Origin of the sequence: Halorhabdus salina (assembly GCF_013839425.1) — an archaeon.
GTDB classification, from domain to species: Archaea; Halobacteriota; Halobacteria; order Halobacteriales; family Haloarculaceae; genus Halorhabdus; species Halorhabdus salina.
The window spans coordinates 55,803-79,031 of record NZ_JACDNP010000001.1 but is presented as its reverse complement, the minus strand read 5'-3'; the positions used below and the strand labels follow the sequence as shown (position 1 = coordinate 79,031).

Annotated in this window: 15 protein-coding genes; 7 read left to right on the top strand and 8 right to left on the bottom strand. The window is 57.4% G+C overall.

Going from position 1 to position 23,229, the window contains the following annotated elements; genetic code table 11:
• Positions 1-110 precede the first annotated feature (110 nt).
• Both HZR20_RS00345 and HZR20_RS00340 read right to left on the bottom strand, forming a co-directional pair.
• Complete coding sequence (locus HZR20_RS00345; RefSeq protein ID WP_181684610.1) at positions 111-1,088, bottom strand: aldo/keto reductase; 978 nt, start codon at positions 1,086-1,088, stop codon at positions 111-113.
• 737 nt (positions 1,089-1,825) lie between these two features.
• Positions 1,826-4,261, bottom strand: coding sequence for a beta-mannosidase (locus tag HZR20_RS00340; RefSeq protein WP_181684609.1), 2,436 nt, complete (start codon positions 4,259-4,261; stop codon positions 1,826-1,828).
• A 1,628-nt stretch (positions 4,262-5,889) separates the two neighbouring features.
• On the opposite strand from HZR20_RS00340, the gene nagZ reads away from it, so the two are divergent.
• Complete coding sequence (nagZ, locus tag HZR20_RS00335) at positions 5,890-7,461, top strand: beta-N-acetylhexosaminidase (RefSeq protein ID WP_181684608.1); 1,572 nt, start codon at positions 5,890-5,892, stop codon at positions 7,459-7,461.
• Positions 7,462-7,567: 106 nt separating this feature from the next.
• Here the strand turns inward: nagZ and HZR20_RS00330 are convergent, their stop codons facing one another.
• A complete protein-coding gene (locus HZR20_RS00330; protein WP_181684607.1) occupies positions 7,568-8,701 on the bottom strand; it encodes an ABC transporter ATP-binding protein in 1,134 nt (377 codons plus the stop codon).
• A 236-nt stretch (positions 8,702-8,937) separates the two neighbouring features.
• Here HZR20_RS00330 and HZR20_RS00325 point away from each other — a divergent pair, with 236 nt between their 5' ends.
• Both HZR20_RS00325 and HZR20_RS00320 read left to right on the top strand, forming a co-directional pair.
• Positions 8,938-9,948, top strand: coding sequence for an SIS domain-containing protein (locus HZR20_RS00325; protein ID WP_181684606.1), 1,011 nt, complete (start codon positions 8,938-8,940; stop codon positions 9,946-9,948).
• A gap of 220 nt (positions 9,949-10,168) precedes the next feature.
• Positions 10,169-11,158, top strand: a complete 990-nt coding sequence (locus tag HZR20_RS00320) for a BadF/BadG/BcrA/BcrD ATPase family protein (RefSeq protein WP_181684605.1) — start codon at positions 10,169-10,171, stop codon at positions 11,156-11,158.
• A gap of 211 nt (positions 11,159-11,369) precedes the next feature.
• On the opposite strand, the gene HZR20_RS00315 is transcribed toward HZR20_RS00320, so the two are convergent.
• From HZR20_RS00315 to HZR20_RS00305, 3 genes are all read right to left on the bottom strand, one after another.
• Positions 11,370-12,278, bottom strand: a complete 909-nt coding sequence (locus HZR20_RS00315; protein WP_181684604.1) for a carbohydrate ABC transporter permease — start codon at positions 12,276-12,278, stop codon at positions 11,370-11,372.
• A 2-nt stretch (positions 12,279-12,280) separates the two neighbouring features.
• The gene (locus HZR20_RS00310; RefSeq protein WP_220132598.1) at positions 12,281-13,162 is read right to left on the bottom strand and encodes a carbohydrate ABC transporter permease; all 882 of its coding nucleotides are present in this window, start codon (positions 13,160-13,162) and stop codon (positions 12,281-12,283) included.
• 275 nt (positions 13,163-13,437) lie between these two features.
• Entirely contained in the window at positions 13,438-14,757 is a 1,320-nt protein-coding gene (locus tag HZR20_RS00305; RefSeq protein WP_258560304.1) for an extracellular solute-binding protein, read from the bottom strand.
• 2,493 nt (positions 14,758-17,250) lie between these two features.
• Here HZR20_RS00305 and HZR20_RS00300 point away from each other — a divergent pair.
• Both HZR20_RS00300 and HZR20_RS00295 read left to right on the top strand, forming a co-directional pair.
• Positions 17,251-17,445, top strand: a complete 195-nt coding sequence (locus tag HZR20_RS00300; RefSeq protein WP_181684602.1) for a hypothetical protein — start codon at positions 17,251-17,253, stop codon at positions 17,443-17,445.
• Between the two features lie 417 nt (positions 17,446-17,862).
• Positions 17,863-18,921, top strand: a complete 1,059-nt coding sequence (locus tag HZR20_RS00295; RefSeq protein ID WP_181684601.1) for a TrmB family transcriptional regulator sugar-binding domain-containing protein — start codon at positions 17,863-17,865, stop codon at positions 18,919-18,921.
• Positions 18,922-19,665: 744 nt separating this feature from the next.
• On the opposite strand, the gene HZR20_RS00290 is transcribed toward HZR20_RS00295, so the two are convergent.
• Positions 19,666-20,622: an L-lactate dehydrogenase gene (locus HZR20_RS00290; protein WP_181684600.1), complete on the bottom strand. Its 957-nt coding sequence runs from the start codon at positions 20,620-20,622 to the stop codon at positions 19,666-19,668.
• A 334-nt stretch (positions 20,623-20,956) separates the two neighbouring features.
• Between HZR20_RS00290 and HZR20_RS00285 the strand changes: the two genes are divergently transcribed.
• Positions 20,957-21,847, top strand: a complete 891-nt coding sequence (locus tag HZR20_RS00285) for an NAD(P)H-binding protein (RefSeq protein WP_181684599.1) — start codon at positions 20,957-20,959, stop codon at positions 21,845-21,847.
• Positions 21,844-22,572, top strand: a complete 729-nt coding sequence (locus tag HZR20_RS00280; RefSeq protein ID WP_181684598.1) for a DUF7530 family protein — start codon at positions 21,844-21,846, stop codon at positions 22,570-22,572. Before HZR20_RS00285 ends, HZR20_RS00280 begins: the two co-directional genes overlap by 4 nt.
• A 221-nt stretch (positions 22,573-22,793) precedes the next feature.
• On the opposite strand, the gene HZR20_RS00275 is transcribed toward HZR20_RS00280, so the two are convergent.
• Positions 22,794-23,147 carry a thioredoxin family protein gene (locus HZR20_RS00275; protein WP_181684597.1) on the bottom strand — a complete coding sequence of 118 codons (354 nt, stop codon included), beginning with the start codon at positions 23,145-23,147 and terminating at the stop codon, positions 22,794-22,796.
• Positions 23,148-23,229: the final 82 nt, after the last annotated feature.

The following is a 23,229-nucleotide window of genomic DNA, read 5'->3' as shown; positions in this document are numbered from 1 at the left end:
ATTTCCTATATTACCACTCTCGCTTTGAAGGCTCTTCCTCGGAAACCGCACGAAGAGGCCGACCCAGAACTGGGTTGTAAGCAACCAGTGCGCAACACCACCACCCGCAGTCACTCGTGGCCTGACACCGGAACAGGTTCGTACGGTTCCTCGAGATACTCCTGATCGGATGCCGAGAGGTCGATCTCTAAGGCTTCGACGGCATCTTCCAGGTGCTCGACGCTGGTGGTCCCAACGATTGGCGCGTCCACCGCGTCCTGCTCGAGCAGCCACGCCAGCGCGATCTGGGCCATCGTCACGCCGTGCTCGGCCGCCAGCTCCTGCACTCGCTCGTTGATCTCACGACCGCCGCCCTCGAAATACGGATGCTCGCGGGCGTAGTCGTCGGTCTCGCCACGCGTCGTGGCGTCGAACTCCTCGTGCGGTCGGGTCAGGTACCCGCGAGCCAGCGGACTCCAGGGGATAACGCCAACGCCCTCGCGTTCACACAGCGGGAGCATCTCGCGCTCCTCCTCGCGATACAGCAGGTTGTAGTGGTTTTGCATCGTCTGGAATCGTTCGAGGTCCTCCCGATCGCTCGTATGTAGGGCTTTGGCGAACTGGTGGGCCCACATCGAGGAGGTGCCGACGTACCTGGTCTGGCCCCGACGGACGGCGTCGTCGAGTGCCGACAGCGTTTCGCCGATCGGCGTGTCGTAATCCCAGCGATGGGTCTGATAGAGGTCGACGGTGTCCATCCCGAGGCGATCCAGTGAGTTCGACAGTTCCTGGTCGATGGCCTTCCGGGAGAGTCCACCGGAGTTGGGATTGTCGTCGTCCATCTGGAAGAAGCCCTTCGTGGCGACGACTTGGTCGTCGCGATCGTAGTCAGCGAGGACGTTCCCCAGCACGCGCTCGGAGTCGCCCAGCGAGTACATGTTGGCCGTATCGAAGCAGTTGATCCCGAGATCGATCGCCCGCTCGATGATTTCTCGGGACTCCGGTTCGTCGAGGACCCACTCGCGCCAGTCGCTACTCCCGAAACTCATACAGCCGAGACAGATCCGGCTGACTTCCATGCCAGTCGAACCGAGGGTCGTGTACTCCATGCGACCACTGTGGACTGTCGAGTGTAAAATGTACTTCGCAAGGGGACTGCACCCGTTGGAAATCCCCTATTTCCTCCTGGCTGCATCCACGATCAAACCGGTGAGTGACTCACTCGTGGTACGTCGGCCGTGACGGATTGCCATCCGATTACAGCTTGTTCATGCTACCCATGAATTGTGGATGCCGAGAAATTATACTATACCTGGTTGTTTGTGATTTAGGAAAGCCATCTGATGGTATATACTGGAGTATCTATGTTGACACTTTTCCCAAATGCTGGTGGAATGCCCACCATCTGAACGATACCATAGTGGGAGAATGGCCGTAGAACAGTTCACGTAATTTTGAAAAGCCGCTTTTGAGGGTTTCTGCGGTCGGAATTGTATACAAATATGTGATCCTCCAATTTATCGGGAGGACACGCCTTTGAAAAATTCAACTGAATTTGAGAATAGTTCGTTTGCCTCATACGGGATATCACCTCAATTTTCAAATCATTAGAGTATAGTGGTATTACGGGTTTATTATTGGATAGACACTGAGAGATCGATACCGGTCACGTCTCAATATGATCGCATTGGAGATTACCGCCACTCCTAACCCTAACTCAGTGTCTTGTAGACATTCGTCACAATGTCGTCTGCGCCTCGGCTTGGGGGCCTGCGACGGGTCCGTGACAATCGAGGGTCGTGGTCGATTTGATCGTCGACGGCGATAGAACACTGAGTCAGGCCAGTCAGTAGGTTTCCTTGAGGTGCGTTACCTCGATGGCAGACGCGAGATCTGCGCCGCGTTCTTCCCCACTGAAGGTAACTGACCTGGCTTCGCCGGGGGTAAGATGGACGTAATTGTCCGAGAAGTGGCCGTCCAGTGACGATGCCGACAGCGCCACGAACAGCGCCGCTCGGTCACTCTCGATGGTGACCGTGTCCCCCTCGACCGTGACACCGACGTCCGTCTCAGGGAGATCTAAGTGCTTGAACGGCGCGAAGAACGCGGAATTCTGGCTTGCGTGGCCGTCGGCCGATAGCGTCGCACGGAGCATGTAGGACTCCGTGGGGGCATCCGCGAACTCCGGCGTCACAGTGGCGACCTGCTCGCTTTCGAGGGCGTCGAGAGTCACGTCGACGGTCCGGCTCGCCAGCACGTCCCCGTCGAACGCGATCGCTTCGAGTTCGACCGTGCCCTCGATGGCGTCGGTCACGTCGCTGGTGATCCACACCTCGAGTTCGTCGTCGTCCGGGTCGTCGTGGAAGGACACCAGCACGTCCTCGAAGAACCGCTTTGCCATGTACTGCAGGGCTTTCCAGTCGCCACCGTATTCGATCGACGACCACGACGCCACCGGCCAGAGATCGTTGAGCTGCCAGAAGATCGCGCCCATCGAGTAGGGTTTCAGCCGCCGCCAGTGCTCGACCGCGGTCTTGATCGCCAGCCCTTGCTGGACCTGACTCAAGTACACGAAGTCCTCGAAGTCGAACGGGATCCGGAAGTGATCGGCCATCCGGGCGAGGATGAGGCCGTTGCCCTCTGGATGGCGCTGGTGGTGTTCCATCAGCGGGTCGGTCGGGTTGAGTGACGCCTCGGGGAGCACCGTCTGTAGCAATTCCTGGGACGGGAACGACTGGTAGCCGAACTCCGAAACGAACCGCGGCTCGGCTGTCAGGTAGTCCGAGAACGGCTTGCCGCCGTGCCAGACATCCCAGTAGTGGACGTCGCCTTTGGCGGGGTTCTGAGGATCGTTCGCCTCGATGCCACTGGACGGCGAGGACGGCCAGTAGAGTCGCGTGGGATCCTCCTCGGCAACGACCTCGGCGAGTACCGATTCGAAGAGGCGGTCGTACTCCTCGAAGAGAACCTCGTTTGCTGTCCTGTCGCCGTACCAGCCGTTTTCCAGTCCCCATTCGTTCTCGTTGTTGCCACACCACAGCGCGATCGAGGGGTGGCTGGCCAGCCGACGGACCTGATCGCGAACCTCCGCGGTGGCGGTTTCGATGAAGGCGTCGTCGGCCGGATACAACGAACAGGCGAACATGAAGTCCTGCCAGACGAGTAGGCCGAGTTCGTCACACCGCTCGTAGAAGTAGTCGGTCTCGTAGTAGCCCCCGCCCCAGATCCGGACCATGTTCATGTTCGCCTCGGCGGCACTTTCGAGTAGCTGATCGTAGCGATCCGTGGTGACGCCGCCGTACATCGCGTCCATCGGGATCCAGTTCGCACCTTTGGCAAAGACAGAGACGCCGTTGACCTCGAAGCAGAAGCTCTCAGCGTCCTCGCCGTCGGCCTCGCGAACGACCGCAATCTCGCGGAAGCCGATTCGGGTTGTCTCTGCTGCGTCCTCACCAATCTCGACCGTGAGATCGTATAGCGGCTGCTCACCGTAGCCCCGTGGCCACCAGAGATCGGGATCCTCGACGGTCAGGCCGACGGCGAGTTCCGACTCGCCGGCCGCTATTTCCCGTTGTTCGGTCGTCTCACTCCCGGCGATCGATACCGTCACATCGTACTCACCGTCCGTCGGGGACTCGACGCCGACGACTGCAGTGAGTTCCACGTCGTCGCCGTCGTGATCCTGCTGTGGTTTGAGGGACGTAATCCGCGGTTCGGAGTGGCCGATCAGCTCGATATCCCGATAGATACCGACCGTCGGCAGACATGGCCCCCAGTCCCAGCCGTACTGACACTGGGCTTTCCGGATGAAGTTTCGTGCCGGTTGTTCGACGGGATACTGCGTGACAGGGACGTCGTGTGGGTAGGCGTCGCGCTGGTCGATACCGTACGCGACGGGGGAATTGAATACCACGCTGATCTCGTTGATCCCGGCTTCGAGGGCCTCAGTGACGTCGAACTCGTAGATCCGGTGCATGTTCGACGTCTCGCCGACGGCCGTTCCGTTGATCCGGAGCGTCGCCACCGTGTCGAGGCCCTCACAGCGAAGCGTCACTCGGTCCTGATCCAGCAGTACGTCGTCGACCTCGAACTCGCGGTGGTATTCCCAGTCGGTCTTGCCGACCCACTGGAGGTCGAGCTCGTTATCTTCGTCGTAGGGATCCGGAATCTCGTCCGCGGCGAACAAATCCGTATAGACGCCGCCGGGTACTGCGCCGGCGAGCCAGTCACCGTCAGGATGTTCTCGGAACTGCCAGGAACCGTTTAAGCTGTGGGCCTCCATGAGCAATGATCACAGCAGACTCCAATAGTTGTTGTGATTGTTCGTCCCACTCTTATCTGGGTGGGTGCGCTGCTCACGTGCTTCGACCTAGATTCTCCGGACGCAGAGCGATATATAGCCAAATACTCGACAGTCACAGTCGCCCTCTACGTTTGACATTCTCGGCATCGAACGGACCACTTGCCAGTATACACTGGCTCAACGAGGCCGATTCTCAGCCCGAATCTGGACAGAACGTGACTCGGGGGGATCGACGAGACGGTCCCCAAACTTGCGGGCGACTGGTACTGCTCATCCGCATTTGTCGTTCTCGTTGTGAGTGTTGGGACGATACACCGATTGAACTGGCCACGTGTCCATTCATCGGTACCGAATCCTTCGACGAGTTACGTGCAAAACACGGCGTTTTCCACGAGATATTTTGCATCGATGACTCATCCTTGTTGAACGACACTCCTAACCGGCACGCCTTCCACCGTCGATACGACTAGCGCCCTGACTGTCACGACCGCGTTCAAGACGCTTGATCGATATTTGTCCGGAGTAAGCGTTTACTTCGCCGTCAGTGGTTTCGACGATGAACGGCTCTTTGGCGGCGGTGCATCGATCGCGCCCAGTCAGTAGCGTATTCGACGTATTCGGGACGTAGATTCGGTCTGATAGGAGTTACAGCCATCCCGGGGCCGTTGGGCTGGAACCACGACCCTGTCAAGACCGCGGATGGTACACTTCCCATTGCATTTAGGGTGTCTCATCCCCAGTTGTCTGTCGCCGTGATTGGCTGGGGGCGTGTCTTGGGCCCCATTCGCTTTTGCCCCGTTCTGCCAATTATCTCACCCCTCTCTACATGCCCCTCTCGGCGGGTCAGTCGTGCTGCCAGAGTACCCGCCCCAGATGATTGGGCCGGTTTTTGCATGTAGCACTGTCAGCCAGTTCTCCCCCTTCAGATTGCCAGGCAGCTATTTATAATATAATTGGTAGGTATATAGTACTATTGGAAATAGTATGGTAACTCAGACGGATGCTGTCTACCGTCTAATACAGAGTGTATAAATTTACAAACCGGCTCAAAATAGTGCTTTTATAATCCGTTTACGCAGATATATTGCTCTACACAGCTCTTTATTTGGTAGTCGAGCTTTCTTCTCTAGTATTTTGTCGGGATCTGGTTCCGACGTATTCGCGCCCTGTTGAATTGGCACCGAATAGCGAACTATCGCGTGTATGGTGTTGTGTCTGGGTTCTATTTGGTCTCGGGGTGGGCCTGTGTAGCTGATGGTCGGTTCTACTATCGTTCGTCGGCGACGACTCACCAGTTCGGAGACCACATATGATAGGATTTCATTTATAGATTCTAATTTGATACTATGTCCGTTAGGCGACTGCGAACCTCCGGCGGCCTGTCTCGTCATTGTCTCCTTTTCGGCATGTGGAGACCGCGAGACTCGCCGACAGTGCTGCTGACGATGCTCTCGTCGCTTGTTGTACGGCCCTCCGTCGGGCGAGGGCGACTGTGGCTCAGACGATTGGGTAGTCGGCGAGTTGTGTAACTGTCTTGCCATTGATGCGGGTCTTCGGTCCCCGTCGAGGCCGTAGTTTTATCTGAGTGGCAAACAATCGCGAGTTGTATGTCCGCCCAAACCATCGGAGAACTATCTCTTCGGGAGAAGGTAGGTCAACTGTTCATGGTCGGCTTCGACAGCACCGAGCCCACCGATGATGTCTGCACCCTGATCGAGGAGTATAACCTCGGTGGTGTCATCTACTTTTCTCGAAACATCGAGACGCCGTCGCAGGTAGCGTCACTCTCCGGGACACTCCAGGATGTGGCCCAGTCGACCGGGGCGGGGTCGCCACTGCTGATCGCGACTGACCAGGAGGGTGGGGTCGTTTCCCGACTCGACTGGGGCTCTCAACTTCCGAGTCAAATGCTGTTTGGCGCCTGTGGTGAGCCAGAACTGGCACGTAACGCGGGCCGAGCAGTCGGCCGCGAACTCCGCTCACTCGGCATTACCATGAATCTCGCTCCTGTCCTCGACGTCAACAACAACCCCGACAACCCGGTCATCGGTGTCAGGTCGTTCGGCGAGTCACCCGAACTGGTCGGGGACCTCGGCGTTGCGATGGCGACTGGGATGCAGTCGGCCAACGTCCTGGCCTGCGGGAAACACTTTCCCGGACACGGCGATACAGCGACCGATTCCCACGTCGGACTCCCGGTGGTCAACCACGATGTCGAACGCCTCGACCGCGTGGAATTCCCGCCGTTCAAACGAGCGATCGCGGCCGGGATCGACGCCATCATGACGACCCACGTTTCGTTTCCGTCGATCACCGATGACGAGGACCGCCCGGCGACTATTTCCTCAGCCGTCCAGACCGGGATCCTCAGGGAGCAATTCGACTTCGATGGGCTCGTCGTGACGGACTGTCTCGAAATGCACGCGATTGCTGATGGTGTTGGAACCGCTGAAGGCGCGGTACAGGCCATCGACGCTGGCTGTGACGTCGCTATTGTCTCACACACACCCGAGCGACAGCGTAGCGCCATCGAGGCTGTCGTCGAGGCCGTCGACTCCGGCCGACTGTCCGAAGCCCGAATCGACGAATCGGTGCGGCGAATCCAGCGGATAAAACGGGAACGGAATGTCGCAACGCCGCCAGCGGAACCGTGGGACGAATCGGCGACAGAGTCAACATCAGTTGCCCAATCGGTCGCCGAGTGTGGCCTTACCCTCGTTCAGGACGAGCGTGGCGTAATCCCGTTTGACGTCGATCGACCCTTGCACGCAATCGGTTTCACTGGCGAACGTGGGTCCAACGCGGAAGACGATCGGTATGAGCCAGCTATCGTTTTCGACGCCCTCGAGGAACGTGGCGTCGACGTTCTCCGAGAAACGGTGTCCGATCCCGAATCGTTCGAACGCTCTATCGCCGAGACGGACCAGGTCCTCGTTGTGACGTACGACGCGCGGTCGAACCCCGGACAGGCGGCGGCACTTCGGCGGATCTGTGATCGGTCCGCCGATGTCGCCGTGCTGGCAGTCCGAACCCCGTACGATCTCACGGTGTGTCCGGATGACGCGACGTTCCTGACGTCCTACGGCTACTCGCCAGGGGCTGTCGACGCTGCCGTACGAGCTCTCGTCGGAGATACGACCCCGAATGGTACTCTCCCAGTCACGATGCCAGACGCCTGATCCGGGATGGCGGTGCAGATTCGAGCAAACAGCTATCGGACAGTATTGGCCGCCTACTGGGTAATTCTGGCACTATCGAACTGGTTGGAGTGGCGCTACGATTTTCTCACGCGGGTATCGCAGCGTCTTCTTCTTCTTTTTCGACACTGGCCTTGCTGTTGCGCAGTGCCTCGCCAGTCTGGACGTCGAAGAAGTTCAATCGATCTTCCGGGAACTGCAAGGAGAGTTCGTCACCACGTCCGAACTGTCGGCTCCCATCGATAGTAGCGGTGTACTGCTTCTGGGCCAGGTTGACTGTGACGTGAGAGAGGTCGCCAAGCGGTTCGACCACGTCGACTGTGGCCGGGACGCCATCGCCCTTGCCACGTTTGACCGTAATGTCTTCAGGCCGAACGCCAAGGATGAGTCGATCTTTGGAAGCGACTTCTGCAGCCGTCTCGGAGCTGAGTTCGTACTCGAAGGCATCGTGAACCAGCGTCTCGTCGTCGACGGACACCTCTATAAAGTTCATCGAAGGCTCACCGATGAAACCCGCGACGAACCGATTGGCCGGCCGGTGATAGCACTCCAGCGGGGTGCCGATCTGCTGTAGTTCGCCGTCTTTGAGGATGGCGATCCGATCGCCCATCGTCATCGCCTCGATCTGGTTGTGCGTTACGTAGATGGTCGTGACCCCGAGATCCTCCTGGAGGGACTTCAGCTCGGTTCGCATCTGGGAGCGAAGCTTTGCGTCGAGGTTCGAGAGCGGCTCGTCCATCAGGAATGCCGCTGGATCCCGGACGATCGCCCGTCCCAACGCTACTCGCTGCTGTTGCCCACCGGACAGTTCCGCGGGTTCGTCGTCTAACAGGTCGGTGATACCCATCATTTGGGCGGCATCGTTGACGCGCTGGTCAATTTCCTCCGTGTCGAGATCTGTACTCATTTTCAACCCGAAGGACATGTTTTCCCCGGCTGTCATGTGGGGGTACAGCGCGTAGTTCTGGAAAACCATCGCGATGTCACGATCACGTGGCTCCTGATCGACGACTGATTCGCCCTCTATGCGGACGTCACCACTCGTTGGAACCTCCAGTCCGGCGACCATGCGAAGTGTTGTCGATTTCCCGCAGCCTGAGGGCCCTACGAGAACTAGAAATTCTTGATCGCGCAATGTGATGGACAGCTCGTCCACGGCGGTGATATCTCCACTGTCGTCGGAGAACACTTTGGTGAGTGAATCTATCTCTAACTCGGCCATGTCTATGGCTGTCTATGACCGTCATAATACAAAGAATTTATGGCTCGATTGTGTCCCGTTCCGGCCCAGTCAGTCATCCGACCACTTGCATCGGTGGTGGAATGTTCTATATTTGACCTGTATTCCCTGGAGTCGCCTGGTATTGTCTCCACGAAGCTGTCCCCAGAAGGGACTCACCCGGCTCGTCCGTCGGTACCCCCTAAACTTATAAGCTAGAAGATACCACTCCAAACATGATGGTTGGAGAGTACGCGCATCGAGAGCTTAGAGATGGTTGTGACGTGATCGAAACGGTAGCATCGAACACAGACGCGATCGAACGGGTCGCAGATCCACTCCTCGCTGCCGACAGAGTGACCTTTTTGGGGTGTGGGTCGTCGTACTGGTCCGGCGTCGTTGGCCGAGCACTTCTCCGGGACGCGGATGTCACCGCACACGTGGAGTACGCTCCGGAATTCCTGTACGGGTCACCGCCGATAGCCGAGACTGACGTCGCCGTGGGGCTTTCACAGTCCGGTGAAACGACCGAGACGATCCGGGCCCTCGAGACTGCTGCTGACAACGGCGCCACGACGGTCGCAATGACGAACACCGCTGGGTCGACGTTGGCCGAGATAGCCGAACACACGGTTGTGACGCCGGCCGGCGAAGAGCGGGCCGTCATGGCGACCAAATCGGTCGACGCGATCGTCACAACGTTGTACCTGTTGGCCGACCGCATCGGTGGGCCTGCATGGCGAACGGCCCTGACCGCCGCTACCGATAGTGTCGGGGCCGTCATCGAGTCGGACGTCTCCGAGGTCGTCCCCACCTTGACTGACGCCGAGCGCGCCTATACGCTCGGGACTGGAGCCGCCTATGGCTTGGCTGGTGAAGCAGCGACAAAGCTTGGCGAAGCGATGCTACTGCATACGACGCCATTGCCGACTCTCGAAATCAATCACGGTCCGATCGCGAACGTTGCTGACGACGTGGTGATCTGGTATGCCCTCGACAACGCTGGGACAGCTGTGCCGGATCACGTTCTCGACGCGTTGGAGGATGCCGGTGCCCGAACTGTCGTTGTCCATCCCCACGGGACGACCTACGATGCGACGGCGACGATCGAATTACCCGAATCGGCGGCGACGATTCTCCCCGCGCTGAAACTCACTCAACGGCTGGCGTACGCCGGTGCGATGGAACTGGGCTACGATCCGGACAACCCGCCACAACTGTCGAAACACGTCGAAATCGAAGGGATCTGAACAGGATGGTCAAACTGGTTCGACCGCGCGTGCGTCCGAGGCGCGGTCACGGGCGAATGCTTCCCGCGAGAAACAACGTCGACTGCAACTATCCATCGGCGTTCGGTGCTGACCAACGGCATCGTGCCCGCCGAGTTGTCTGGCCCACTGCTTGGATCAGGGCATACGAACTGATCGCTACCCGAAAAATACAAACCAAAATTCGACGAATACCGTATCGATGATCATTGTAAGCGTTGACGCCGGTGGCTCGACCACTGACTGCATCGCCGTCGATTCGACACTCGACTTACTCGGCGTTGCGCAGGGCGGTCCCGGCAATTATCTTGCTGTCGGAGCAGAGACTGCCAGAGATAACGTCGCGGCGACGATTGAACGTGCGCTCCCGGCGACCGACCGTATTGCGGAACCTGTCGTGGGCGGGTTCGGGTTCGCAGGGATGCAACTCTCTGAGCAGGAGGCCGTCGTCCGCAGCTTCCTCGACGACATTGCCGTTCTTGAGGCGTTCGAGATTGTCTCTGACGTCGCGTTGTCCCATTACGCGCTGACGGCCGGTGGCCCAGGTATTGCTGTCGTGGCTGGAACTGGTGCGACTGCCTACGGGCGCGACGACAGTGGGGCTGACGTCCGAACGAGCGGGTGGGGCTGGCTCCTGGGTGACGAAGGAAGTGGCTTTTATCTCGCACGACGCGGATTGCAAACGGCCGCTCGTGGCTTCGACGGGCGTGGCCCTGAAACGGAACTGACCGACCGCGCAACCCAGCACTTTGACGTCGACTCGTTTCTCGAAATCATCAAACCGGTCTACGAGCATGCCGAGCCGCCGGGTAACATTGCGTCGTTCGCCGAGGAGGTCACCGCAGCGGCCCAGGCGGGCGATGATGTCGCACTCGATCTGCTCAATGAAGCTGGTGAGGAACTCGCGCTTGCCGCGAAAGCGGTCGACGACGAACTCGACTTGACCGAACCGGTTCCGGTCGGCGGCGTCGGTGGTCTGTTGCAATCGACGTTGGTTCGCGAGCAGTTCGTCACGGCTGTCAACGAACAGTTCCGGACGCCCGACGTCCTTGGGCCGATCCGACACCCGGTCGTCGGCGGCGTGGCTCTTGCCGCCGACAACCACAACTTCTCGATCGATGTCGACCAACTGCAGGCACTCGACGCTCGGATCGAGCGCGCAGGCATCGACGCGGCCGAGCCACAATTGTAACTGTCACGAGACTACTTCCTCGCGCCCGATTGGATCTGTGCGGTCCGGTTCCAATACAGTGACCGAACCGGACTGCGGACCTGAAAATTGGACTCGACGCCTTCGCGCCTGATTGGATCTGTGCGGTTCGGTTGTACTGTAGAATGAACCGAATTGTGGCTTCGGAAAACTGGTGGCGATATGCCGAGACCCGACAGCCGTCGGGACCGTACTATTGTTTGACGCTCCCGGCGGTGAGTCCGGAGACGATCTGCCGGTTGAACGCAACGAAGATAATCAGGATGGGAACCGAGGCCGTCGTCGACGCGGCCATGAGCGGGCCCAGTTGCGTCGAGTTTGCGTTCATGAATTCGTAGACCCCGATCGCAAAGGGCGTGACCTGTTTCGGGGCCATCACTGAGGCGAACAGGACCTCGTTGAACGCAAGCAGGAAGACGAACATGCCTGTCGCAGCGAAGCCTGGCAGTGTCAGCGGGAAGACGATTCGGTAGAGGGCTTCGAGTCGGCTACAGCCGTCGATCCGGGCGGCTTCTTCGAGTGCTGACGGAATTGTATCGATATACCCGCGGAGCATCCAGATGGCGAAGGGGACGGTAAAGGTGGTGTAGAGGAAGATCATGCCCCAGTACGTGTCTTTCATCGGGATGCCACTTTGGCCGAGGATAGTGAACAACAGGAACATCGGAATCAGGATGAGGATGCCCGGGACCATCTGGGTCGCTAGTGCCCCGACTTCGAATTTCTCCTTGCCCGGGAAGTCGTACCGGGAGAACGCGTAGGCCGCCAGGCCGGCGATGATGAGACTGAGCACGGTCGTCACGCTGGCGATGACCAGGCTGTTGAAGTAGTAGTTAGCCAGCGGAATCACCTCGAACATCTCCAGGTAATGTTTGATCGTCCACTCTTGGGGGATCGGGTGAAAGCCTGGTAGCGCGATTTCTGAACGTGGCTTTAACGATGTCTGGAGCATCATCCAGAACGGAAACAGCGCGAAGATCAACAGCAACACGACTGTCGCGCGAACTAACAGGCTGAATAGCATCTCTCTGGCCGACGATTTCAGGTGAATCTCGTCGGCGAGCAATCCACTGTCCTGATCGGTACTGAGTCGTTCAATCATTGTTAGATGGCACCGCCTTGGTATTCGCCCTCCACAGTCCGTTTGTAGTACACGTACGCGAAGATCATCGCGATGATGAACAGCAGGAAGCTAATCGCCGCCCCAGCACCGTACTGGGACTGGCTGAAGCCGGCGTTGTACGCCAGTAGAATGAGCACGTTCGCGGACTCACTGGGTTGTGACCCGAGGAGGATGTACGGGATTGTGAAGTTGACAAGCGTCCAGAGGATCATGAGCAGCAGGATCACTGTCGAGACCGGCATCAACTGCGGGAGCGTCACGTGCCGGAACTTACCCCACCGACTGGCTCCATCGATGTCAGCCGCCTCGTAGAGCTGTTGGGGGATCGACTGCAGGCCGGCGTATAACATGATTGCCGCCCACGGGAACTGCCGCCAGATGTTTACGAGGATGATCGACCAGAGCGACTTCGGCCCAAGCAGCCACTGCGGAAGTGACTGGATGGAATCGTAAAACGGCGTCATCAGCAACAGCCCGTTGATCGAGCCGTCGAAGGCCATCATCATCCGCCAGGTCAACAGCATCGGCACAATGGGGATGATCCACGGGACCAGAATGAACGTTCTGGCCGCTAGCTTCCCCCTGAAATCGTGATTGAGTACGAGCGCCGCAATCATCCCGAGCGTGAACACGCCGACTACACACCCGACTGTGTAAAGAAGCGTTGCTTTCACCGAGCCGAAGATCTGTGACCCGATGAACGTATTCGGCTCGAAGATATCGATGTAGTGTGTGAGCGCGACGAACGTCTCCGGCCTGAACCAGTCCATGATGTCCAGGGACGGAAACTTGTAGAAACTCATCACGAACCCCATGACGATCGGGAAGCCGTGGACGATCGCCATGAGCGTAAACGCTGGCATGATGAGCTTCAATCCGAATTTTTGATTTTTCGTCAACGAGGGCAATCTTCCCTCGGACGAATGGCCATCGGTACGTTCCTCTACGGTCTGGGACATAGCTCGAAGTGTCCACCTCCACACTAATATTTGTTTGTGTTTTTGCTCTCTCGGACAGTAAAAGCACCGCGATCGTGTTGCACAGTCGACTCTCGGGACGCAATCGACCGCCAAGACGGGATGCCGCACCGAAGCGGCGGTCCGTACTGGTGGACGAATCTCTTTTGCGATGTGCGCGATCAGAGCGCGTCGTTAGCCTGCGTAACCGCTGCGTTGAGGCGCTGTTTCGTGTCTCCGTCTGACCAGTTGCCAGTCGCTTCCTTCGTCAGGATGTCGACGATAGCGCCCTTCAGCGAGTTGGCGACGCCACCCCAGCCGACGACCTGTGGTGCGGTTTTGGCGTTGGTTTCCTCCAGCAGCGAGTTGAACTCCTGGAACAACGAGTTGTTCTGGATCGCGGGTGCCTGGAAGCTCTCCTTGACTGTTGGGAGGAAGCCCCGGCGCTTGGCGAGATCTGCATTCACATCTGCTCGCGTGAGGTATTCGACGAACTTCACGGCAGCTCTCTGCTTATTCGTCCACGGGTGAATGCCTATCATATTCACGCCGAAGAACGTCGAGGGGTCACCGTTCGGTCCTGCCGGTGGGGTCCCTGCAGTCAGGACGTCTTGAGCGTTGTCGATGTTCCCCTTCATCGTGATGCCAGCCCAGGTACTGGCGATCTGTTCCGAGATGAAGGCGTTGTTCCGGGCGGTGCCGTTCCACTCGATGGATGCCTGTGGCGAAATGTTGTTCGCGCCGGCCAGGTCTTTATAGAAGTTCATCGCTTCGACGGCTCTATCGCCGTTGAAGACGGCTTCGTTGTTCTCGTTGAGCATCTGTCCCCCATTCTGCCAGAGGAACATCATGTAGTACTGGGTGACGGCCCAGTTGTTCGCGCCGGGGACGCCAAAGAGGGACTTTCGGCGGAACCCACTGCTTGCTTGTCCTTTGGACCACTCGTTGAACGTTTTTGCATCTTGCACCATCTCGTCCCAGGTGCTTGGCGAGCCGTCGATACCGGCATTTTCCATCATGCCGTCGTAGTACAGATGCGCACGCGGACCCCAGAACCACGGGAATCCAGCGGTAACTCCGTCAAACTTACCGACTTCCATCGGCGAGTCGTAAATCTTGTTTTCGGGAATATCGACGCCGGCTTCCGACATATCCATCCACCCGTTCGAATTGACCTGCTTGGGCATCCACGTCGAGGCGATCTCCTCGATGTCGGGGCCAGATCCACTCGTAATGCTGTTGTTTTGGACTTTCTTTGCGTTGCCCCAGCCCATCGTCTCGTACTCGACTTCGATGCCGAGCTCGTCCCGCATCTTGGGGTTGTGATCGTCGATAAACTTTTCCTTGGCAGTGTTGGCGAACATGCGCAACGAGAGGGTCGTGACATTCTGGGACATCGTCCCGGTCGTCGTCCCTTCATCAGTCTCCGTCGACGCCGAATCGTTTCCTCCGCCCTCCGTCGTCGTGTCGCCGCCGCCACATCCAGCGAGCGCTGTCACCATCGCGGCTCCCGCTCCCTTGATGAACTTACGTCTCTGTCCACTCCTCACAGGTTTGTCTGACATGGACAATAGGAATGAATGGCACCAACGTATATATTAGTACCGGTATCCTAACTTATACCATATGTATCTTTTGATAGCAGACCATTTTGCTGCCGCATCTGCTGTTGCTGCGTCGTCTATCTCGACAGAGGGATTGTGCCTAGTTTGAGCGAAGACAGACAACCGGAGCTCCGTCTCGTTCGTTACACACCAAGGCCTCTCACATCGTTTGATAGTCTCAGTTTGCGGATTCTCGTTAGTCCGTGATGTAGCTGTTAGACGTCCATACCCTGCCAGGATACATCTGTCGGCCGATCCCAGTGGCTGTTCCTGCTGACCAACAAAATCACCAACGCGTGGTTGCGCGTGCTCTCCAGGCCTGGTTGTATATAATGGTCTTTGGTACTTATTCGGATCTGTAAAATTCAATTACATCGTACTAGTCGTGCGATAACGACTCTCACAACCCTGATCTCAAACTGGGGCCAGGATATTTTTTGAGTTATTTTGCTTTAGATATAATTTCCCAAATAAACTGGCAGTAACAAATGTAAAATTGCTCGTATGCCTGTGAAATCATATGTAACAGATTCTTGCGGGAGTGCTCAGAGTGGCACTCTTCGCATCGTCGAGGTGGGTGCGGTAACCAGACAGATCGTGCCGCCAAATCAGTGCTTGCGTGATTTGGGTCCGTTACGGCCCGAACTGGTTCTGGCCGCTATTACGGATCACAGACCGAGGGATCTTCAGGCCACCTCTGAAACTGTGTTTTCGCTCGGTCGCTGCGTTGGTTTTGTCTTTGCCACTCCAGGAGCCATTCCCGCTCCGGGTCGGGACGGAACTGCAAGTCACTGTTCGATGTCGGCTGTTCGCTCGTCACTCGATGAATTGTCCGGGGCTGTGGAACGGATAGCGATCAAAATAACAGTCGTACTTTCGTTATATGGTATCCAGAGTCTTCGGGATGCTTCCTCCAATCACTACGGGTCAACGAGTGGCCCATCAGTGAAAAGAGCGGACACGGGCCAGTCGGTACGTCGCGGGGGGTGGCCATCGGGAACGAGGGAAACGTGCGTAGGTGGTGTACTCGTCGACCAGTGTACCGGTTCAACCATTCCGTGCCCCCGCAAGACTAGGCGGTGGGCCTCCCGGGTCTATGTTGGTAATAACGACCGACGCTGTGCTGCAGTCATGTGTTCGGTAACGCCGCTCCTCCTGTGCAATGGACGGCCAAGGCGTCTCAGTCCTCTGTGTCCTATTTGAACGAAAGCAATTGCCCGAGCGGTATCCTATTTGCTGACGCGCGACATCAGCGCAGTCTGATGCGACGTTGTCGGAAACTAGCCAGTACTCGAATGTGCCCACCAACGGTACTGTCTCTGCGAAGTCGACGCATTGGCGACGCGATTGTGGATTGTGTCACAAGCTATTGTGTTCGCTTTTACTAGTATTTATCAGATAACGTCATTAGTAAGATTACTCATTTGTTTGTGGGAGACGATACGATCCTCAGATGTGAAGAGCTGCGTCGATTACTGGTTCGCTAATCGGACCCGGGCAGACGCGATTCAGTTCTTCTCCGAGAAGATCGGCAATGACGGCGTTGGACAGTATCGTTCTACCACATGCGACTCTCGGTATGTCTGTGCTTCTGTTGATCTGGCTTGTGAAATATTGTATTTTCCAGTCAAATATCCCACTTCTTGGAATAATATCGTCTTTTTCATCTTTCTTGGCCTTCGTCGGTAGACGTCTGTTCCATTGGCTCGGTTCGCACCACGAGAAGAGGTCTATCTTGGAACCACTGTTGTCGTTGAGAAATTCGGGCGAATGGTTCCAGTTATGCGGATGCCTCAATCTTGACTCCCACTTTTGATCGTAGCACACTGTCGTAAATAGTACTATACTATTTCTGTCAGTTTCTGCATAGTGACTGTTGTATTACTAATTTGGAGCCGACAGTCATATTCAGCTGCGGTACAACGCGCCCTCACACCCATCCCAGTATGTTCCCGGTCCGAACCACCATTTCTTTGCGGAAGGATGCTTTAGTTGGCACTGACCACTATCGCCGTAGGTAGTAGTATTTCGAGTATCAATATTGTAGTGCGTGCAACTCCCCAATTGTGGTCACACGGATCTGGTCTTGGTTTTGACAGTCAGATCGGTGAGGGCCCCAAACAGCTTTGCCCTCGCTGCGATAGCGTTTCGACACTTACGAGGCGATAGTAGCCCGCCATTTCTCCGGCTTTGGCGTCCGCATTTTCGATATATTGCCTCCATTGAGGGACCGATTATTGGCCATTAGATCCGAAACAAACGTGGCACGTCAGGGTGTCACACGTCGTGGGGACTTGGCTCGTACGGGTCGAACAAATTGGGCAGCGAGTTCGTGAAACGGTCACCCAGACTCTCTTGGAATTCCACGTTGTCCGGGCGACAGCGATCGGTTTGGAATCTGAGAATACGATCGACCATCTCAACGAACGCGAGCGCAAAGTGAGGGAATTGGTGTTCGCGCTGGCTAGGTGTCTCCTCGACGATCTCCACGAAGCGGTCTCAGTCATGCTGTTTGACTCCTTCGATGCCCTCGATTCGACCCGTATTGGATCACTGATCGACAATTTCAGCGAGTACGCAATGTAGCTGATCGTGGCGCTGCTACCGGAGGGCCCAAGCAGTCAACGACGCCTGTATCGGCTCTATTTGCGTCCCAATAGCGCAATCAGTCACGACACCAATACCGATTCTAGCAACTGACCCTCGAACACCGTTGCGCGATTGATCGAGGAGGACGACCTAGTCGGACGGGTGAGGAACTCGAGTCGCAATGGACAGTCACAGGCGGTCGGTGATTTTGACGTGAACACGACGGTTCAGGTTCACTGGCAGGCCTGTGGAGGGAACCACGAGGTAACACAATTCTGTGAGGGCGAGGGCTCTTGTGCGATCTCGACAGCGAATGATGCCTGTCAGTGGGTGCTGTGCTGGGAGAATTGTCGTCTGCCCTTGCGTCATGGCTTACCATATCATTTATCGGATCGGCCGCACTCCGTGTGTATGATGGCCGAGCAACTCTCGGAGTTGATCCGTTCGTTTGGATTCACTGCGAAGGAGACAGAGGCGTTCATAACGATACTCCACGACGGCCCGATGACTGTCCAGGAGGTCGTCGACGTGTCCAATATCTCTCGTCGACACGCGTACAACGCGATCGACAAACTGGAAGCGTTCAATTTCGTCGTAGTGAACGATTATATCACCCCGACAACAGTCGAGCCTGCGCCCCCCGACGAAGTCCGCGAACAGCTGCAAACGATGGTCACCCAGCTGCACGAGCGACTAGAAGAGCGGTACCACCGGGACCACTATAGTACGGAGACCGTAAAGATATTGAAATCCAGGTCGACAGTCATCGCAACGATGCAGGAGATGATATCGTCGGCCCAACGCCGCGTCGGGGTTTCGATGCCGGCGCAATTGCTTTCGACAGTCCAAGACAAACTCGTTGATGCTATCGACAGTGACGTCGCGACGATGCTTTTACTCACAGACTACGACGAAGACACCGATTTGGGACCCGGCCCGCCGATGGAAGAAACAGCTGACGTAATCCGGTACAGCGACGATCCAGGGCTCATTCTCCTTGCTGTGGACCGCGACTTTGGGTTGGTCGCACCGACGAAGATTACGTCTGATTCTTCGAGTCATCGAAATGCGTTGTACTCGTCTCAACCCCACCTCGTGAGCGTCGTCTTCACGACGCTCATGGAATATCAGTGGCAAATCGGCGAGGAATATTATGTAACAGCGCCACAGAGCCTTCCGACTACCTATTCGAACATCCGGAAGGCCGTCATCGATGCAACCCTCCAGCTGAAAGACGGTATCGACATCGCCGCAGAGATAGATGCCCGGCCGGTCGACGAACCGGAAGCGTCGGTCGCGATTAGCGGTGAGGTCGTGGAGGTCGGCCAACGGTTGATCGAACCGATCACGACGAACATCCCTCACCAGTCGTGTCTGTATATCGATACCGGCGACGAAACCATCACTGTTGGTGGGACCAATGCCTACCTCGAGGATTACCGGGCCCGTTCGATTCGGATTACGCGTCTCTAGAGTGGTGTGGCGGGCGCGCACTCTGCAATCTGATTTTACGGACGAGTTTGGACACAGCAATTTACTGGTTGCGGAGCAACGTTTTGCGGTCGTAGATCGGCACCGCTGTGCATCGAGTGAGCAGTGGTTGCTCTATAGAATAATCATATTCGAGTGAATACAAACGCCACTTCTGGCCAGCGGAGAATATAGTTACATATTTTTATAATACGTCTGTATAGTGATTTGTTTTATAATTATATTCCTGGTTCCTCTGTGTTCGACTACGAATTGCTAATCTGCTGGTTGGCGTATCTTTGGAGTGTGATTTTGTGTGGCGATCTAGTCGCCATCTGGGGTACACACATTATGCTGGTCTATTCACGTTCATTTCCGATATTCCACATAGTATAGCGTAACCCAGTACCCCTCGTGTGACGCTTTCGGACGAGCCAGGCGTTCGTTACTGGACGCTAGCGGATAGTTCAGTTTCATCATTCGGCTTGGCCCAGTCTTCTCACTGCTTCCTTCGAACCGCGGCTCTGGCTGAGTTCTTCAACCGCTGGCTTGAGCGACGATTCTCCATGTATACACTGCCTACCTTATTTCTACTATTGACCTGTCTGGTGACGTAGATGTCGCATACCAGCAACATGCGAGTTATTGTCACCAGTCATATGGCTTCGAGTAGACGAAACGGCAACGATCTGTTCGGTCGTGTCCACCCACGCTGTCCGCTCGGATTCGCCAGCTCGAACAGTCGTTCTAGATGTCCAGTTTGTCCAGTTCCGACCGCAGGACTTTGGCCGATTCGACGAATTGTTCGCGCTCGCTGTCGCTGAGATCGAGATCAACTATGCGACGGACGCCGCCGCGATTGAGCACGGTCGGCGTACTCAGATAGACGTCTTCGACACCGTGTTGCCCGTCCATCAGCGTCGAGACTGTGAGGATCGAGTTCTCGTTTCGAACGACACTTTCGATGATGTCGGTCGCAGCCAGCGCAATTGCGTAGTACGTCGCACCCTTCCGGTCGATGATCTCGTAGGCCGCCCCGCGGACCTCTTCGGCGATCAACTCGCGGTTCTGGAGGTCACAGTCTTCCTCACAGACCGGGCAGTAGTCGTCGAATGGGACGCCGGCCATGTGGGTCGCACTCCAGACGAGCACCTCGCTGTCGCCGTGTTCGCCGATAACGTAGGCGTGGATGTTCCGTGCGTCGACGTTACAGTTCTTGCTGAGGACGTTCCGGAACCGAGAGGTGTCGAGGACAGTCCCGGTCCCGATGACGCGCTGCCAGGGCAGATCCGAGACCTTCCAGGTGACATACGAGAGGATGTCGACGGGGTTCGTCACCACGAGAAGTATCGCGTTGTCGTTCAACCCCTCCGTGATTCGGGGGACCATGTCCTCGAAAATATCGACGTTTCGTTCGAGCAATTCCAGGCGCGTCTCGCCCGGCTTCTGGCTCGCCCCGGCAGTGATGACGACAATGTCGGCGTCCCAGGCGTCCTCGTAGTCGCCGGCGTAGATGTCTACTGGTTTGACGAATGCTGCGCCGTGGCGCAGATCCATTGCTTCACCTTCGGCCTTTTCGTGATCAATGTCTATCAGGGCGATCTCCGAGACCGATCCACTTTGCATCAGCGCGTATGCAGTTGTCGCGCCGACATCTCCGGCTCCGATAATCGCTACTTTCCCTTTGACTGGTCGCTCTGGCATGGTTCTGTGCCTTCGGCTAACTAACAGACAGGGATAAAGATTCGGAGGTCGATCGACGTGATATCGATCGGACGGACGCGGTGAAGTACCCACTGTCCCACTGGTCGTGTGGTTTGTTGTCGTGACCTGGACTGTCGACGAGTGTGATGGCTGTGGGGCCACATTCGATACCGAGAATGAGATTCACAACGAGGACGGGACGACCCGACCAACTTGGAAGAGTCTGCAATGTCAGACTACTGTGCCGTCGGTCCTTGCCGAGCGGATCAACCACCAACACCAACTCCCGAGAGTGACGCCCGGTGTTTTTGCCAACGCGGCCCGGAGTACCAGTATGAAGGTTCTCGTCACTGGGGCGACTGGATTCGTTGGCAGTTCGCTCGTCCCTGCCTTACAAGCGGCAGGCCACGACGTCGTCGCGATGACGCGTGACGCGAGTTCGTACGATTCGCCGAGTGGGGTCACCGTCACCGAAGGTGACTTGCTCGACCCGGCGACGCTTGACTTCTCCGATGGGTTCGATGCAGCCTATTACCTCGTCCATTCGCTGGGAACTGGCGAGACGTTTGCCGAACGGGACCGAACGGCCGCCGAGAACTTCCGGGCTGCCGCTGAAAGCGCCGGCATCGAGCGCGTGATCTATCTCGGCGGACTGGGCGAAGCCGGCGACGACCTCTCGGAGCATCTTCGATCGCGCCAGGAAGTCGAATCGATCCTGACCGAGGGGGCCTACGACGTGACGACGCTCCGGGCAGCGATCATCGTCGGTAACGGCAGTGCCAGTTTCCGGATGGTTCGCCAGCTCGTCGAGCGCCTGCCGGTGATGATCGCGCCACGGTGGCTCTACACCGAGTGCCAGCCGATCGCCATCTCAGACGTGATCACGTATCTGGTCGGCGTGCTCGATCATCCGGAAACGGCAGGGAAAACCTACGAGATCGGCGGCCCCGAGATCCTGACTTATCGTGACATGCTCGAACGCACGGCGGCCATTCTCGGCAAGCGGCGGTACATCATCCCGGTGCCAGTCCTGACGCCGCGACTCTCCTCGTACTGGGTGGAGTTTGTCACTGACGTCCCGAAGGCGATCTCAAGACCCTTGATCCTCGGACTGAAGAACCCGGTCGTCGTCACGGACGACAGCGTCGCGGACGTGATATCCGTCGAGAAAACAGCCTTCGATGACGCCGTGGCGCGTGCGTTCGGGGGCGACGCCGGGGCATGACTGGTTCCGCTTCGGGCCAGGGGCCGCCCGACCGACCCCCCGAGCGCTGGGTGTACGAGAGTATCGCCGGGTCGATCCCCGGTGTCGAACTGACGCGGACGGTCGCGTTGCTCGTTCAGTTGCTCGTCTTCGAGGCTGGCGTGCTCGTTCTCGCGATCGGCTACAGCCGCTGGGATGGGTTGCTTGCCGGAACCACAGCCGTCGTGATCGCCGCTGCCGGCAGCGTCTTTCTGTTGACGATCGGTCGGCGAATTCGCCGCCTCGATGTCCCGAAACGGTACACCCAGGTGTTGTTCGGCTCCGGTATCGAAATCGTCCTGGGCCTGGGATCGTTCATCGCACTACTCACGTACCTGTTCGTGATCGATCCACGCTCGGGCGGGACGACGCTGCTCGCCGACTTGCTCGGTGACCCGCTACCCGCTCCAGCCGTGTTCTTCACGCTGCTCGTCTTGTGGGACGTCTGTTACCGGATTGGAACTGGGTGGTGGGCGAGTCTCGTCGGTCTCTGGCGAAGCGTGGCACTGGGCGACACTGTCGATTCTGCTACCGCCGAGGAACTCGTCCGTATCGACGCGATCACTATCGCCTTCGCCTGGACCCAACTCGCGTTGGTTCCGTTCGTCACTGATCACATCTTCCTTGCCGCGGCCTTAGTCGGCCACGTCGTCGCCGTGACGCTCGTCTCTGGCGTCTCGATTCTCGTGATTCGAAATACAGATTGAGGCTTCCGTCGGTCCGAATCGTGCAAGGAACTCGCGGTGAACGAGTCGTTCGCGATCCGACGTCCTATTTATCAGTTCCGTCCCGATGGGACGACCGTTGCGGAGGCGTTCGCGACGGCACGTCGCCAGGCCGTCAATGACCTGCCGATCGAGGAACTGACACAGGCTGCCGCTGACGGCCATCTCCTCGTTGACGGAGATAGGGACTGCTCGCCCTGCGGTCAGACTGTGTCGTCGAGTAGTTCGAGTACGTCCTCGGCAGGTTGGAACCCGTCAGCGACGCGTTTGACAGGTTCGCCGTTCCGGAAGACGACCAGCAGCGGGACGCTACGCACGTCGAAGCGATCGACCAGCGGCGGATCGTCCCGCGGGTTGACCGTCGCGATCACGGCATCGCTTTCCTGGGAGACGATCCCCAACACAGGTTCCATCGACGCACAGACGCCACACCCGTCCGTGTAGAACTCGACGAGGACGGTCCCGTAGGTCTCGACGAGCGCGTCGAGATCGGCTTCGTCTTCGAGTGCGACCGGGCGTTTGGGTGGGTCCGTCGCGTCGTAGCGTGTGGCTGCCATTACTTTCACTCGGTGCCCAAGATTTAAATACCAGTCGATATTGTCTGGACTCCACAACGCTGTGGAGGCACGACGACAACGA

Excerpts from the sequence above, each read along its gene's own strand:
- HZR20_RS00345 (WP_181684610.1), bottom strand. The coding sequence starts at position 1,088 with ATGGAGTACACGACCCTCGGTTCGACTGGCATGGAAGTCAGCCGGATC.
- HZR20_RS00340 (WP_181684609.1), bottom strand. The coding sequence starts at position 4,261 with ATGGAGGCCCACAGCTTAAACGGTTCCTGGCAGTTCCGAGAACATCCT.
- nagZ (WP_181684608.1), top strand. The coding sequence starts at position 5,890 with ATGTCCGCCCAAACCATCGGAGAACTATCTCTTCGGGAGAAGGTAGGT.
- HZR20_RS00330 (WP_181684607.1), bottom strand. The coding sequence starts at position 8,701 with ATGGCCGAGTTAGAGATAGATTCACTCACCAAAGTGTTCTCCGACGAC.
- HZR20_RS00325 (WP_181684606.1), top strand. The coding sequence starts at position 8,938 with ATGGTTGGAGAGTACGCGCATCGAGAGCTTAGAGATGGTTGTGACGTG.
- HZR20_RS00320 (WP_181684605.1), top strand. The coding sequence starts at position 10,169 with ATGATCATTGTAAGCGTTGACGCCGGTGGCTCGACCACTGACTGCATC.
- HZR20_RS00315 (WP_181684604.1), bottom strand. The coding sequence starts at position 12,278 with ATGATTGAACGACTCAGTACCGATCAGGACAGTGGATTGCTCGCCGAC.
- HZR20_RS00310 (WP_220132598.1), bottom strand. The coding sequence starts at position 13,162 with ATGCCAGCGTTTACGCTCATGGCGATCGTCCACGGCTTCCCGATCGTC.
- HZR20_RS00305 (WP_258560304.1), bottom strand. The coding sequence starts at position 14,757 with ATGGTGACAGCGCTCGCTGGATGTGGCGGCGGCGACACGACGACGGAG.
- HZR20_RS00295 (WP_181684601.1), top strand. The coding sequence starts at position 17,863 with ATGGCCGAGCAACTCTCGGAGTTGATCCGTTCGTTTGGATTCACTGCG.
- HZR20_RS00290 (WP_181684600.1), bottom strand. The coding sequence starts at position 20,622 with ATGCCAGAGCGACCAGTCAAAGGGAAAGTAGCGATTATCGGAGCCGGA.
- HZR20_RS00285 (WP_181684599.1), top strand. The coding sequence starts at position 20,957 with ATGAAGGTTCTCGTCACTGGGGCGACTGGATTCGTTGGCAGTTCGCTC.
- HZR20_RS00280 (WP_181684598.1), top strand. The coding sequence starts at position 21,844 with ATGACTGGTTCCGCTTCGGGCCAGGGGCCGCCCGACCGACCCCCCGAG.
- HZR20_RS00275 (WP_181684597.1), bottom strand. The coding sequence starts at position 23,147 with ATGGCAGCCACACGCTACGACGCGACGGACCCACCCAAACGCCCGGTC.